The organism is Hahella sp. CCB-MM4 (assembly GCF_002260525.1).
Lineage (GTDB): Bacteria > Pseudomonadota > Gammaproteobacteria > Pseudomonadales > Oleiphilaceae > Hahella.
Window position 1 is genome coordinate 396147 of the sequence record NZ_MRYI01000002.1, and the last position, 13315, is coordinate 409461.

Annotated in this window: 12 protein-coding genes; 6 read left to right on the forward strand and 6 right to left on the reverse strand. The window is 49.4% G+C overall.

The genetic code is table 11. The annotated features are described in order from the left end of the window. Positions 1-185: 185 nt before the first annotated feature. Positions 186-590, reverse strand: a complete 405-nt coding sequence (locus BTA51_RS05350) for a YciI family protein (RefSeq protein WP_094706388.1) — start codon at positions 588-590, stop codon at positions 186-188. Between the two features lie 261 nt (positions 591-851). Between BTA51_RS05350 and BTA51_RS05355 the strand changes: the two genes are divergently transcribed. Further along, a complete protein-coding gene (locus tag BTA51_RS05355) occupies positions 852-1622 on the forward strand; it encodes a carbonic anhydrase (RefSeq protein ID WP_094706389.1) in 771 nt (256 codons plus the stop codon). A gap of 62 nt (positions 1623-1684) precedes the next feature. On the opposite strand, the gene BTA51_RS05360 is transcribed toward BTA51_RS05355, so the two are convergent. Further along, the gene (locus BTA51_RS05360) at positions 1685-2131 is read right to left on the reverse strand and encodes an SRPBCC family protein (protein WP_094706390.1); all 447 of its coding nucleotides are present in this window, start codon (positions 2129-2131) and stop codon (positions 1685-1687) included. 106 nt (positions 2132-2237) lie between these two features. Here BTA51_RS05360 and BTA51_RS05365 point away from each other — a divergent pair, with 106 nt between their 5' ends. From BTA51_RS05365 to BTA51_RS05375, 3 genes are all read left to right on the forward strand, one after another. Continuing rightward, positions 2238-3131 carry a LysR family transcriptional regulator gene (locus BTA51_RS05365; protein ID WP_094706391.1) on the forward strand — a complete coding sequence of 298 codons (894 nt, stop codon included), beginning with the start codon at positions 2238-2240 and terminating at the stop codon, positions 3129-3131. 223 nt (positions 3132-3354) lie between these two features. Continuing rightward, positions 3355-3819: a hypothetical protein gene (locus tag BTA51_RS05370; protein WP_094706392.1), complete on the forward strand. Its 465-nt coding sequence runs from the start codon at positions 3355-3357 to the stop codon at positions 3817-3819. Continuing rightward, the gene (locus tag BTA51_RS05375) at positions 3816-4112 is read left to right on the forward strand and encodes a hypothetical protein (protein ID WP_094706393.1); all 297 of its coding nucleotides are present in this window, start codon (positions 3816-3818) and stop codon (positions 4110-4112) included. The genes BTA51_RS05370 and BTA51_RS05375 overlap by 4 nt, the downstream gene beginning before the upstream one ends. Positions 4113-4152: 40 nt before the next feature. On the opposite strand, the gene BTA51_RS05380 is transcribed toward BTA51_RS05375, so the two are convergent. Further along, entirely contained in the window at positions 4153-5457 is a 1305-nt protein-coding gene (locus tag BTA51_RS05380; RefSeq protein WP_094706394.1) for an FAD-binding oxidoreductase, read from the reverse strand. A 243-nt stretch (positions 5458-5700) separates the two neighbouring features. Here BTA51_RS05380 and BTA51_RS05385 point away from each other — a divergent pair, with 243 nt between their 5' ends. Then, the gene (locus BTA51_RS05385) at positions 5701-6249 is read left to right on the forward strand and encodes a cupin domain-containing protein (RefSeq protein ID WP_094706395.1); all 549 of its coding nucleotides are present in this window, start codon (positions 5701-5703) and stop codon (positions 6247-6249) included. 44 nt (positions 6250-6293) lie between these two features. Here BTA51_RS05385 and BTA51_RS05390 read toward each other — a convergent pair whose 3' ends face one another. Further along, entirely contained in the window at positions 6294-7181 is an 888-nt protein-coding gene (locus BTA51_RS05390; protein ID WP_094706396.1) for a LysR family transcriptional regulator, read from the reverse strand. 102 nt (positions 7182-7283) lie between these two features. Here BTA51_RS05390 and metE point away from each other — a divergent pair, with 102 nt between their 5' ends. Further along, positions 7284-9569, forward strand: coding sequence for a 5-methyltetrahydropteroyltriglutamate--homocysteine S-methyltransferase (gene metE / locus BTA51_RS05395; protein WP_094706722.1), 2286 nt, complete (start codon positions 7284-7286; stop codon positions 9567-9569). Between the two features lie 106 nt (positions 9570-9675). Here metE and BTA51_RS05400 read toward each other — a convergent pair whose 3' ends face one another. Both BTA51_RS05400 and BTA51_RS05405 read right to left on the reverse strand, forming a co-directional pair. Beyond that, positions 9676-12255, reverse strand: a complete 2580-nt coding sequence (locus tag BTA51_RS05400) for an EAL domain-containing protein (protein WP_094706397.1) — start codon at positions 12253-12255, stop codon at positions 9676-9678. 196 nt (positions 12256-12451) lie between these two features. Further along, complete coding sequence (locus BTA51_RS05405) at positions 12452-13309, reverse strand: D-amino-acid transaminase (RefSeq protein WP_094706398.1); 858 nt, start codon at positions 13307-13309, stop codon at positions 12452-12454. Positions 13310-13315: the final 6 nt, after the last annotated feature.

Consider the following 13315-nt stretch of genomic DNA (forward strand, 5'->3'; position numbering starts at 1 on the left):
AGTTTAAAGCTCAGGTATTCCAATCAAGAAATTCCTGTGGATAAGAAAGATTCGGTGAGATGGTTTCTCCCACAGTCAATCCTGATGGGAAGGGGAGAAACCTGGAGGGTTGCCTGGAAAGATCTAGAGGTGGCTAAAGCTCATTTCTTCGCGAGACATTCTGTGTCCCACACCGGGCCAGGTATTCACTTCTTCATTTCCTCATATCCGGCAGCGGCCTGCTGAATATCTTCGGGAAAATCCTCGAATTCCTGAACCTGTCGAATTTCAATGGTTTCATTATCAGAGCCCGGGCAACGCATCGCCCACTGAATTGCCTCTTCCTTTGAATTAACCTGGATCATCCAATATCCCCCCAATACCTCATTAGTCTCAATGAAAGGACCATCGATCAGGGTTGGCTTCCCTTCTTTGAAACTCACTCTGACTCCCATCGAAGGAGGATGCAAACCATCCAACGCTACCAGCACACCCGCTTCCTGTAATTCCCTGTTATAAGCCATCATGGCTTCTACGGCTGCAACATCCGGCATCGCTCCGGGCTCGGCAGATTCGTACCCTTTGGGAATCATCAGCATCATGAATCGCATGTTTATATCTCCTTGAAGTGCCTGTTTTCTTGCTGAATTAAGCCCCGTTCATAGCTGTTTTGTGAACCGGGCATGAAAGATTCTATAAGTCAGTCGAATAGACCTTAGTAATTTCGACACAGTCTTTTAAAAATTTTCTTACGAAAAGATGAAAAATCGATAAGTTCCAATTTCTAGTACTGCTCATATATAACAGTCTTTCGTGCAGCCAGTCTGGTCTGCCTTTTAATCACTGAAACTTATTACGACAAGGATCGATCAATGTTGAAGAAACCAACCGCCGTTATTTCATCACTGACCATGCCGTGGGTAGCATTATTGGAAGGAATGGCATTTTCTCCCGAAGCTTTTTCAGAAGATAGAGAACGCTGGTCATATTCAGGGAAAAGAGGGCCGGCCTACTGGGCAACGCTCGATGATGACTTCGCCAGTTGCGGGCAAGGCAAAAACCAGTCTCCCATCAATTTAACGCAGTTACTTGACGGCGAATTGCCGGAAATCGAACTTCACTACCCAACCCAGGGCGACAAAGTTATTAACAACGGCCACACAGTTCAGGTCAATTTCCCCTCGGGCAACATTCTGCGGATGGAAGGGCAAGCGTTTGAACTAAAGCAGTTCCACTTTCATTCGCCAAGTGAAAACACCATTAATGGACAAAGTTTTCCGCTCGAAGCTCATTTTGTCCATGCGGACAAACGAGGCAATCTGGCAGTCGTCGGAGTGATGTTTGAACAAGGCGCGGCCAATGAAGGTCTTCAGCCGGCCTGGAATCAGCTCCCTCTTCATGCAGGAGGCCAGGAAACTTTGGATGTCCCGATCGACGCGACCAAATTGATGCCTTCTTCTTTAGAGTATTATCGCTTTAACGGTTCTCTTACCACACCGCCTTGTACTGAAGGGGTGAGATGGCTGGTATTGAAAGAGCCGGTCTCTATTTCGAAGGAGCAGGTTGAGGCGTTTCAACGGGCAATCCCGTTTGATAACAACCGACCCGTGCAGCCAGTGAATGCCAGAGTCATCGTTCAGTAAATTGAATATCTATCAATTTGAGATGCCCCATTTCCTTGGGGCATCCCCTTGTGTCAATTTGATTATATTACTACTTGCTCATGCAGGTTCTTCATAGCCTTCTCAATTCGCTTAGACAGATCTTCACGCAGGGTGGCGATGATATCCCCTGTCTCCTGTAGCCCATCATTTCTGCTGTAATAACTTAGCTGGAAGCGACATTCTGATTCGGATTCCGGATAAAATCTCATCTCCATCCTGGGTAAGAGAGGCTGCAGATCACCTTTTGTTATAAAAATGCACCCAGGGATTGCCTCAACCACTTCAATAGTCAGATGGGCCTTCCCGATTGGCAGTTCCAGAGTTTCTACATATTGCTTGCCAATTTCTCCAGGCTCCAAAGCATTCAATGAGGCGATTTCTACCACACCAGGAAACCACTCCCCATAGTTCTCCATATTTGTCACATACTGGTATAAGTCAGAAGTAGGTTGCCGAAACAGCTCTTCAGCCTGAGCAAGTAAAATCATGTCTTTCTCCCTGTATTGGTCTTTGTCTCTGCCACTATAGAAGAAGAATCACTTTCCAAATAGTGATGTTTAATCAATACTGACTTAACTCTTTGGAAAATCAGAAATGGCCAAATTCAATCAATACAAGGTATTCACAACAGTAATAGAAGAAGGAAGCGCAAGTACTGCCGCCCAACTTTTGAATATATCGCCCTCTGCCGTTAGCAAGCAGATTGCTGCGCTTGAAAACCACCTCAACGTCCAACTTTTTGAACGCTCCAACCGCAACATTAAACCCACAGAATACGGATTGGCGTTTTACCGACACTGCAAACAAATCCTGATGGAAGTCTCACGAGCAGAAGACAGCCTGAGAGAAACTTTGGACGCTTTATCAGGCACAATTAGCCTAACATTATCCAAGTCACTGATTCGGTCCGGAATTTTTGAGTATTTAGGAGAATTCACTGCAAATTATCCCGAAATCAGATTTGATATATCACTCTCGGAGAAATTTGAGGACCTGCAGGAGAATGCAATAGATTTTGCTTTTCGTATTGGCCAATTAGAAGACCACTCGCGATTGATCGCAATCCCTCTTCGAAAAGTCAGGCCGATATTCTGCGCCACACCGGACTATCTCACCAAGCATGGTCATCCACAAAGTTACACAGACCTCCACCACCACAATCTGGCGCTGTTACCGGCAAATTATCTATCCTACCAAGTCAGGCAATTCCTCAAACAGCAACAGGTGAATTTATACTCAATCCAACATCATCGCGTTGATGATATTGAAGCTGGGTATCAAATGATAAATGCAGACATGTGCATTGGGTTGATGTTGGATTGTACGGTTGAAAGGCAACTGTCTGAAGGAAGCCTGATAGAGATTTTTCCGAGTATCAGACTACCGGAGAAAACGCTTTATCTGATGCTTAAGAAGTCAGAGTTCCAACTTCAACGGTGTGTTTTGTTTAAAGAGTTTATAAAAGGGTGTTTTCGGGAGAGTCGCTAAATACCGCTATATGGGTAACTGGTCGCCATGTGGCGGATTCACCTTAAAAGCCCCGTAAGATTGGAGTTGTTGGGTAATGCCGTCCTTCGTCAATCAATTCAAAAATTTATGATCAAATATTTCATAGTCATTCAGCAACTAGGTGATCCTATAACTTCTAGCCAATTTCGAAAAGATCAGAAGAAATGTAGGCTCTACCCAGACAGATGGAGTGAGGTATCAAATGGAGCAATTTCGAACCCTTGAAGACTTGCGTGGCTACATAAAGGATCTTGAAAAATACTACGCTAGACCAACTCTTAGGGATGAACACCCCACGCTCTACTTTAATGTTCAAGAAGGAACAGTCATTCAAGGCATCAGAAAGCGCGATTACTTGTTCTCTCCTTGCGAATCCTGGGTGCTGCCAAACGACAAAATGGGCTTATCCTTCTCTGCCCATTGGCAGCATTTAAAACGCATCTATAAACTTAAAGAAAAATATGCGAAAGGGCGTCCTATAGACGTGTATTGGGTACTCGAAGCGACAGAGATTCCTGACGGTCTACAATTTGTTCCCGACCCCAAGGACAGTCGTCACTATCTACTAACGGTTACAAAAAGAATGCGAGTAGATGAACTGGTTACTAAACTCGAATGGGTTGCCGATAGAATGTCCATTATTCGGGAAGCAAAGGTAGGCATATGATTGAGTATAGATACAAGGAAGAAAGGGCAATTGCACTGCATTATGCAGAGGTCCTAAATGATAGGCTGGCCAAGGAAATTCTTAATAGAAGCGAAGTGTTAAATGGGGATGAAGCACTACATCTCAATAAGTTTTACTGGGCAATGGTAGACCAGGCTATCGCCGACAATGGCGCAGGCGTACCAGTCCTTGAATCTGAAGGTACTGAAGCTTGGATGGAGTATATATTCCATTCGTTTAATGGGTATCTTGTAAGCCACGGATATGCAAGAGAGTGGGAGGAAGATCTATAGCCGTTGCATTGTTCTCTTCCTCCACCACAGCAGTATTCTGTTAAAACAAATCCATAAACCGATAGTACAACATCCCCATTGCTAACAAAGGCGAGCGGAACTTTGCGCCGCCGGGGAATGTCATATGCCGCACTTTTTCGAACACATCTATCCGGTTGCTTTCCTTGTGCATGGCTTCGGCGATCAGTTTGGCGGCCATATGTGTCGCGTTGAGTCCGTGTCCGGCATAGGCCTGGGCGTAATAGATATTCGGCGTTAGCCGGCCAATCTGGGGTAGACGGTTGGCTCCTATGCCAATCATACCACCCCATTGATATTCAATTTTGACGTCCTTCAGATACGGGAACAGTTTGACCAGATCCGGCTTCATGACACCTTCAATGGATTTGGGATCTCTGCCCGAATAGTTACAGCGGCCACCGAATAACAGTCGCTTGTCGGCACTCAGACGATAGTAGTCCAGTGCTACATTCTGGTCACATACCGCCATATCCTGGGGTAAAGTACGCCTCCATTGTTCTTCGGTTAGTGGTTCAGTAGCGATGATATAGCTACCAGCCGGCAGTACTTTGGTTTCCAGAACTCTGTGCAGCCCGGCCACATAAGCATTGCCACAGATGACCAGCTTTTCGGCCCTTACCCGCCCTTTGGCGGTATGGACAACGATACTGGGGCTTTCTTCAATTCTGGTGACCAGACTGTTTTCGAAAATCTGCACGCCCAACGACGCGGCTGCGCGGGCTTCACCTGTGATCAGGTTAAGAGGGTGGACATGTCCACTGCCCATATCCACCAAGCCGCCGACATAGGCATCGGTTCCCACCACCTCATGCATGCGGTCAGCTGACAATAACTCGATATGATGGGGATATTTGGTCGATTTCAACCATTCATAGTCTTCCTTGAAGTCGCGATAATGCCGATCCTTGGTGGCCAGATCGCAGTATCCCATTTTCAGGTCGCAATCGATCGAAAACTTTTCAATACGTTGCTTGGCAATATCGACTGCTTCAAAACCCATTTGGGAGATCGCATCAATCCCTTCCTGACCGATCCATTTACGGAATTGCTCCAGGCCATGGCCAATTCCGCGGATCAGTTGTCCCCCATTGCGACCTGAAGCCCCCCAACCAATCATGCGGGCTTCCACCACAGCGACGCGATCCCCTCTCTCAGCCAGCTCAATGGCGGTATTGATACCACTGAGCCCGCCTCCCACGACACAGACATCCACGATGACCTCACCTTCAAGTGTGGGGTAGCTATCGGCGTATCGCCGGGTGGCCACATAATAGGAATCAGGGTGTGCGTCGCTATGGGTATGAGGATTCAAGTACTTGGTCATGGCTTATTTGTAAATTATCCTGTTCTAACGTTCGGTATTTTTGACACACATCTCTTAAAGTTGCAAGCCCTGTGAACTGGAGGCGCATTAAATGAAAAGTTTACGTTGGTCTCCCCCCACCCTTTTGGTAACATTTGTAAAAAATACTGAATGGCCATTTGTTTTATTTAACGCTCAGCTGCAATCGGAGTCATCCGCATGCGGGCTGGGAAGGTCGCAAAGACTGCCTGGAGGTGACAAGCGTTGGATGTAGGAGCTCGTTTAAGGGCAATTCGCAAACAGAAAAATCTCTCCCAAAGAGAGTTGGCTAAACGTGCTGGTGTAACCAACAGCACCATTTCAATGATCGAGAAAAACAGTGTCAGTCCGAGCGTCAGCTCGCTGAAGAAAGTACTGACTGGCATTCCCATATCCCTGGTGGAATTTTTCGCGGAGGATGTTGAAGACGAAAAGCCTCAAACTGTAGTCTACCCCCCCGCCAATTTATTGGACCTTTCCGTTAACGATATCAAGATGAAACTGGTCGGGAAGTCTTTTGGCCACCGGGCACTGGCATTTATGGTAGAGACCTATGAGCCGGGTGCCGATACCGGCGAAGACATGTATGTCCACGAAGGTGAAGAAGCCGGCATGGTACTGAAAGGACAATTGGAACTCACCGTCAGTGGCGAGATTTATCATCTTAAAGAAGGCGATAGTTACTATTTCGACTCCACCCGTCCACACCGGTTCAGAAACCCTTACGACAAACCCTGCGAGATAGTCTCGGCGACCACGCCGGCGAACTTCTAACAGGTAACACCTATATCGGTCTTCAGTAGGACGGGGACACCGTCCTACTGTTGAATGCGACGACAGTCCTCAATAAAACCGTTGAGATAGTCGATCTCCCGGTCCCGCACCCTGGTTCCCACGTAAATACTTTTCTGCACCCCCTCTGGTCCCAACGGCCTTGATACTATCGGCAGTTGTCCTGCATAACGCCTGATCAGCCAGTCGGGCATCGCACTGACCCCTCTCTGCGCTGCCACCAGTTCCACCATAATCTCAGTGGTTTCCACTTGGGGGTTCTGTCTGGGGGTTATTTCCGCAGGAATCAGAAAGTTGGTATAGACATCCAGCCGCTCATGGGGAACCGGGTAGCTGATCAACACTTCGTGCTGCAGGTCTTCGGGCTCGATGTAGTCCTTCTTTGTCAGGGGATGGTCCTGGTGCAGGGCCAGCTCAAGTTGATAGTTGAACACCGGACGGAATTCCAATAGATCATCCTGTATGGGATCGGGTGTAATCAATGCATCGATCTCATAGTGCTTGATTGCCTGCAGCCCGGAAAACTGAAATCGCTGTCGAACATCCAGGTCCACGTCCGGCCACTTCTTCAGGTAAGGACTCACCACCTGCAACAACCATTGGTAGCACGGGTGACACTCCATTCCGATGCGCAGTCTTCCGCGTTTCCCCGCGGCAAAGCCCGCCATCATTTCCTCTGCCTGCTCCAGTACCGGGAGCACTGTTCGAGCCACCGACAACAGGTATTGCCCTGCCTGGGTAAACTCCAGCTTGCGCCCCTGTCTGGACCAAATCGCGACGCCGGCTCTTTCCTCCAGCTTGCGGATAGCGTGGGACAGGGCCGATTGGGTGAGATGCAGACGCTCAGCAGCTTCGGTCAGAGTACCGTATCGCTCTATGGCCGCAATGATGTCTAAATGAGAACGCTCCAACATGAATTCTGCTCATATAACTGTGAATAAACATCAATTTTATTCACAGTACCACAGGTCTAGGATGTGCAAAACCGTTACTAACCAAACAGCATGGAACTGGACATGGCCAAAATACATAATCTGGGGTTCCCCCGCATCGGTGCCCGACGAGAACTGAAGTTTGCTCTTGAGCGCTACTGGAAAGGAGATGACACGGCTGATCAGCTTGAAGCTGTCGCCACAGCCCTGCGTAAGGAAAACTGGGAAAGGCAAAAACAAGCCGGACTGAATTTAATCCCGGTGGGGGATTTTTCTTTTTACGATCAGGTCTTGGATACCAGCTTTCTTCTCGGCAATATCCCCACGCGTTTTCAGAACTCACCGTCTGTTTCAACGTTGAATCAGTATTTCAGGGTGGCCAGAGGGCTGTCGCCGGATCCTCAGGCAGAGCCGGTACGGGCAGCGGAAATGACCAAGTGGTTCGATACCAACTACCACTATCTGGTACCGGAGTTTGAAGCGGAGACTCAATTTGAATTGAACCCGGAGCGACTGCTTAACCAAATCAAAGAAGCCCAAGACCTGGGCTATGCGGCAAAGCCTGTCATTCTCGGCCCGCTCAGCTATCTCTGGCTGGGTAAAGGCCATAGTGGGATACAACCCCTTGATCTTCTTGAACAGCTTATCCCGCTTTATTCACGGTTATTGAGCGAGATCAGCCGACTGGGCGTTGAATGGTTACAGATCGATGAGCCAATCCTGGCTCTAGACCTGCCAGACAGCTGGAAAAAGGCCTTTGAGGTTACTTACCACCAATTGCGTCATCCCGGTCTCAAAATCCTGATGGCGACTTACTTCGGCCCGCTCGCGGATAACCTGACCACTATCGCCCACTTACCCGTGGAAGGTCTGCACATAGATGCCGTCAGAGGCCGAGACGAAGTCACCATCGTGCTGGATAAGATCAGCGGTTATAAAACCATTTCTCTGGGTGTGATTGATGGGCGCAATATCTGGCGGTCAGACCTGAATGCGCTGCTACAGTGGCTTAAACCGATACACGAAAAGCTGGGGGATCGTCTGTGGCTGGCCCCCTCATGCTCATTGCTCCATGTTCCGGTAGACCTTGAACAGGAAGATCAATTACCCGAAGGAGTCGCCGGTTGGCTGAGCTTCGCCCAACAAAAGCTGGAAGAGCTGAATATTCTGGCAATAGCCTTGAATGATGGTGAAGACAAGGTCGCCGGCCAGCTGGATGTCAACGCCAGTGCCATTTTCAATCGGCGTCATTCATCCCTGGTAAACAACGTTTCCGTCAAGGAGAAGCTGGCACAACTGGGCGACGATAGCTTCTTCCGATCTGACACCTTTGAAGTACGCCGACAACTTCAACATCAGGCACTCGGTCTTCCCCTGTTTCCAACGACCACTATCGGATCGTTTCCTCAAACTGCGGATATCCGCCGTCAACGTCAGCAGTTCAAGTCAGGGGAAATCAGCCAGGAACAGTATCACCAAGCCATGCAGGAGGAAATCCGCAAAGCGGTGGCAGAGCAAGAGGCATTGGATATCGACGTTCTCGTTCATGGAGAAGCGGAACGCAATGATATGGTGGAATACTTTGGTGAACAGCTGGACGGATACTGCTTCAGCCGTTATGGATGGGTCCAGTCCTACGGTAGCCGCTGTGTCAAACCGCCGATTATTTATGGCGACGTCGCCCGCCCCAAAGCCATGACGGTGGCATGGACGCAGTTTGCCCAGGAACAGACTCTACGGCCAATGAAAGGCATGCTCACCGGCCCGATTACGATGCTGCAATGGTCGTTTGTCCGCGACGATCAGCCAAGAGAGCAGACCGCATGGCAAATTGCCCTGGCCCTGCAGGAAGAAGTATTGGACCTGGAACAAGCGGGCATCCGCATTATTCAGATGGATGAACCCGCACTGCGGGAAGGACTTCCATTGCGAAAGTCCGAGTGGAAAAACTACCTGGCTTGGGCAACCAGAGCTTTTCGCCTGAGTGTATACGGCGTACAGCCTGCCACCCAGATCCACACCCATATGTGCTATTCGGAGTTCAATGACATCATCGGTGCGATCGCCGAACTGGATGCGGACGTGATTACGATAGAGACGTCCCGCTCGGATATGGAGTTACTGGATGCCTTCGTTAATTTCAGTTATCCCAACGATATCGGGCCTGGGGTTTATGACATTCATAGCCCGAACATCCCAACCCAACGGGCCATCGTGGAATTAATGGAGAAAGCACTGAAGCATATTCCGGCACAGCAATTATGGATCAATCCTGATTGTGGCCTGAAAACCCGGGGATGGGATGAAGTCCGACCAGCTCTTCGAGCCATGGTGAATGCAGCCAAAGCATTGCGTCTGCGTCACGAGTAAAGTTGATGGGCGGTGTTCTGAAACTTCGGGCACCGCTCTTCGACCTGTTCAAGTTAAAGATCGGCATGCTCAAGCTGAAGGCTAGCGGGAATCTGATGCCCAACGGTCAGGCAGATAACGTTTTCGAACTGGACTGCCTGGTCTCCAGCCAGGATTTGAGTGCCTTAAAATGCATCGGGCGGCTTAGATAAAAGCCTTGCGCCGTATCACATCCCATACCACCAAGTACCTCGAGCACTGCCTGGGTTTCCACGCCTTCTGCTACCACTTCGTAACCCAGGCTATGACACATATCGATCGTTGTCTGCACAATGATCCGGGAGGTCTCCTTGTCACAGATGTCCGTAATCAAGGCTCTGTCGATCTTAATTTCCCGGGCAGGCAGTTGTTTGAGATATGACAACGATGAGTATCCCGCACCAAAGTCATCAATGGATACCTTGACTCCATCGCCCGAGAGTTTGTTCAGGGCTTCGAGCCCTAATCCGGGATCCTCCATGATGGCAGTTTCCGTCAATTCCAATACCAGCGAATGAGGCTGCAGTGACAGGCTCTCCATCTGCTCCTTGAGAAACTTCTCAAGATCCGGTTCCATCAGATTTTTGGCAGAAATATTCACGGATACCGAGTTCACGTATCCAAGCATCTGTAGTTCTTTAAAATCTTCCAGAGCTCTTCGCAGTACCCACCGGGTCAGTTCACGAATCACCCCGGTTTTCTCCGCCAGAGGAATAAAGTGATCCGGAGACACGAACTCACCGGCTTCATTGCGCCAGCGAATCAATGCTTCAATTCCCACCACTTGATTGTTACTCAGTGAGACTTTCGGCTGATAGTAAAGAATGGGTAGATTCTCTCTCAATGCCTGGCGTAAATCCGTCATCAGGGTCAGACGACGCTGGTCATAGCCATCCCGACGCGGAGAATAGAATGCCAGCGGAGGATTTCTTTTACGCGCATTTTCGAGCGCCACATGAGCATGCCGGATAAGCTTCGTTGCATCCCGGCCATTCTTGGGATAAACGGAAACCCCGAAAGCCACACCGACTTCAATATTCAGCCCTTGGTACTCAAAAGGTTCGGCCATTCGCGCCATGAACTCATTGTATTCCTCGCTATGTGCCGTAGGGGCATCCCCTTCCACCAGGAAACCGAAGGTATCGTTATCGCAGGTACTGACCCAGTGACTGCCGTCACTGGTTTTTTCAATTGCCTTCACTCCTCCCAGTTCAGCGGCCAACTGATTGGCCTTCTTACCGATCCTGCGGGAGAGAGACTCAGCATGTACCAGCCCGAGTGTTTTGGTGATCTCCTCAAACCGGGTCATACGCATCAGAACCACAAGGTAGGTCTTCTCGTTCACGGACTTGATATGGTCGTAAATGGCCATCTCGAACAAGTTGCGATTCGGCAGCCTGGTCACCGGGTCATGCAGTGCCATCTGAATTAGCTGCATCTGAGCCTCACGACGCTCCCTGCCTTCTTTCAACGACTGCATCTGGGCTTTCACTTTTTCTTCCCGCTCCTGGTACAGACGTTCCGCCAGGGCGATGGTCAAAATGGTCGCTTCAATTCCGGAACCGATCTGCATACCGTAATCAGCCCAGAATGTATTTGGGAGAATTCCGTACTTATGCGCCATGGTGACAACAAAGCCGGTGGTTAAGGTTGACCAGGCAAAAGTAAAATATATGGCAGGCCGGCTGCCCTGAGCCCAGGCAATCGGCCCCGCCACAATGAGAATGAGCCATAGCGGCGCTGCCAGCAAAGCAGACATGCGAATTGATATCCCATAAGGAATAAACAATGCACCGACAAGATTGATTGCGGAAATAACAGCCAATATTCTCAATGCCAGATCAATCCTGGGAATCACCTTCGGAGTATCCAGAAAAGCACGGGCAAACAGAATGGAAAACAGCGACAACGTGGGTATCGACAACAGCATGGCCTGATGCTGCACCCAGGTGTGATTCGACAATATGTGTTGCGCAAAGAATCCACGCAGACAGAAGAAAAAGACCATATTCCCCAGCAAGGCCAGGGCGTAATACAGATAGGTAACCTCTCGCAACATCACGAAAATAGCAATGTTGAGAAGGATCATCATGGTGATGAGGCCGTAGTAATAGAAGTGCAGCTTGGTTTCAGCCGAAGCGGCTTCGAAAAACGCCTTTTCCTGCCACACCCTTAACGGATACTGCATGGCCCCTTCGGTTTGGGTACGAATATATATCGTCTTGGACTGCCCCGGTTCCAGCGGTACCCGCAGCAGAAAATTCGGATGATCAATTTCCCGTGGCTGGAAAGGATGTCGATCGCCAATAAGCAATTCCTTTTCCAGGCGACCATTGGAAAACAGGAAAAATTCCACCTGATCCAGCTGTGGATACCCCACTTCCACCACATAGTGGCCGACTGTCTTTCCCTGATTATGAAGGGCAAAACGGGTCCAGAACTGAGAACGGCTATACCCGAAATTGGTGCCGCCTCCGGCAATGTAATGCCAGTTCTCCGGCGGCACTTGAGATATGTTGTCGATCCCTAGCGTGAGATCAGGATCTTCGAGGAACTCGAGGGCAATATCATATGGACCAGGCTTCTCAGATATATCGTTAACCGGAAGCGCAAAGCACACCGCTCCCTGAATAACGAGAATAGTTGCGATAATCAGCCTGATCCACATAAGTCACTTCATGGTGATAAGAAAAGCTCACCTCAGTAACTATAGTCGCTATTGAGCTCAAGCGTACAGATGTGCGCTGAAATAGCGCACCACTTATCACATTTATCTACAATTCGCACAAAATTCGAACAAACTCAGTCCTGACAGCAATCAGGTGTCTTTATCCACTGGAATCCTTACTCACAGAAGTCCTTTCTCAGGAAAGAGTTCGTCTGGCAAAGTCGATGTAGAGCTCGCGCAGGCGTTTTACAACAGGTCCCGGCTTTCCATCACCTATCGCATGGCCATCAATGGAGACTACCGGCATCACAAACGTGGTAGCGGATGAGACGAATGCCTCCTGAGCCTGATAGGCTTCTTCCGGAGTGAAGGATCTTTCCAGAATTTCCATGCCACTCTCTTCAGCCAGGGCGAGTATCGCCTTACGGGTGATTCCCGGCAGGATATCCGAACTGAGGGGCCTGGTGATCAGACGCTGCTCACGGTCAATGATGTAGGCATTATTGGAAGTCCCCTCTGTGACATACCCATCCTCTACCATCCAGGCATCATCCGCACCCTGTTCAGCCGCACGCTGCTTCGCCATGGAGGCGGGCAACAATCCGACCGTTTTGATGTCTCTGCGCCGCCAGCGAATATCGGGCAACGTAACCACAGTGAGACCTCTTTCAACCACCGGAGGGCTCAATACGTTACGGCTTTGAGTAAATGCTACTATGGAAGGCTTGGTATCCACCGGAAAAGCAAAATCCCTCGGGGCTGCCCCACGGGAGACCTGCAGGTATATCATGCCCTGCTCCAACTGATTACGCTCAATCAGATTCTTCTGCATCAGGGTGATTTCCTCATCGGACATGGGACAGCTCATGCCGATTTCTCCCAGCGAACGACGTAATCGGACAAGGTGACCGGCGTTATCCACCAGTCCGCCTTCGATCACTGACGTGACCTCATAAACCCCATCGGCAAACAGGAAGCCACGGTCAAAAACGGAGATCCGGGCTTCCGATTCAGGGACGTATTCACCATTCACAAACACAATCGCTTCAGACACCTGCCA

What these genes read in the sequence shown, in the direction of transcription:
- BTA51_RS05350 (WP_094706388.1), bottom strand. Translation starts at nt 590, where the DNA reads ATGCGATTCATGATGCTGATGATTCCCAAAGGGTACGAATCTGCCGAG.
- BTA51_RS05355 (WP_094706389.1), top strand. Translation starts at nt 852, where the DNA reads ATGTTGAAGAAACCAACCGCCGTTATTTCATCACTGACCATGCCGTGG.
- BTA51_RS05360 (WP_094706390.1), bottom strand. Translation starts at nt 2,131, where the DNA reads ATGATTTTACTTGCTCAGGCTGAAGAGCTGTTTCGGCAACCTACTTCT.
- BTA51_RS05365 (WP_094706391.1), top strand. Translation starts at nt 2,238, where the DNA reads ATGGCCAAATTCAATCAATACAAGGTATTCACAACAGTAATAGAAGAA.
- BTA51_RS05370 (WP_094706392.1), top strand. Translation starts at nt 3,355, where the DNA reads ATGGAGCAATTTCGAACCCTTGAAGACTTGCGTGGCTACATAAAGGAT.
- BTA51_RS05375 (WP_094706393.1), top strand. Translation starts at nt 3,816, where the DNA reads ATGATTGAGTATAGATACAAGGAAGAAAGGGCAATTGCACTGCATTAT.
- BTA51_RS05380 (WP_094706394.1), bottom strand. Translation starts at nt 5,457, where the DNA reads ATGACCAAGTACTTGAATCCTCATACCCATAGCGACGCACACCCTGAT.
- BTA51_RS05390 (WP_094706396.1), bottom strand. Translation starts at nt 7,181, where the DNA reads ATGTTGGAGCGTTCTCATTTAGACATCATTGCGGCCATAGAGCGATAC.
- metE (WP_094706722.1), top strand. Translation starts at nt 7,284, where the DNA reads ATGGCCAAAATACATAATCTGGGGTTCCCCCGCATCGGTGCCCGACGA.
- BTA51_RS05400 (WP_094706397.1), bottom strand. Translation starts at nt 12,255, where the DNA reads ATGTGGATCAGGCTGATTATCGCAACTATTCTCGTTATTCAGGGAGCG.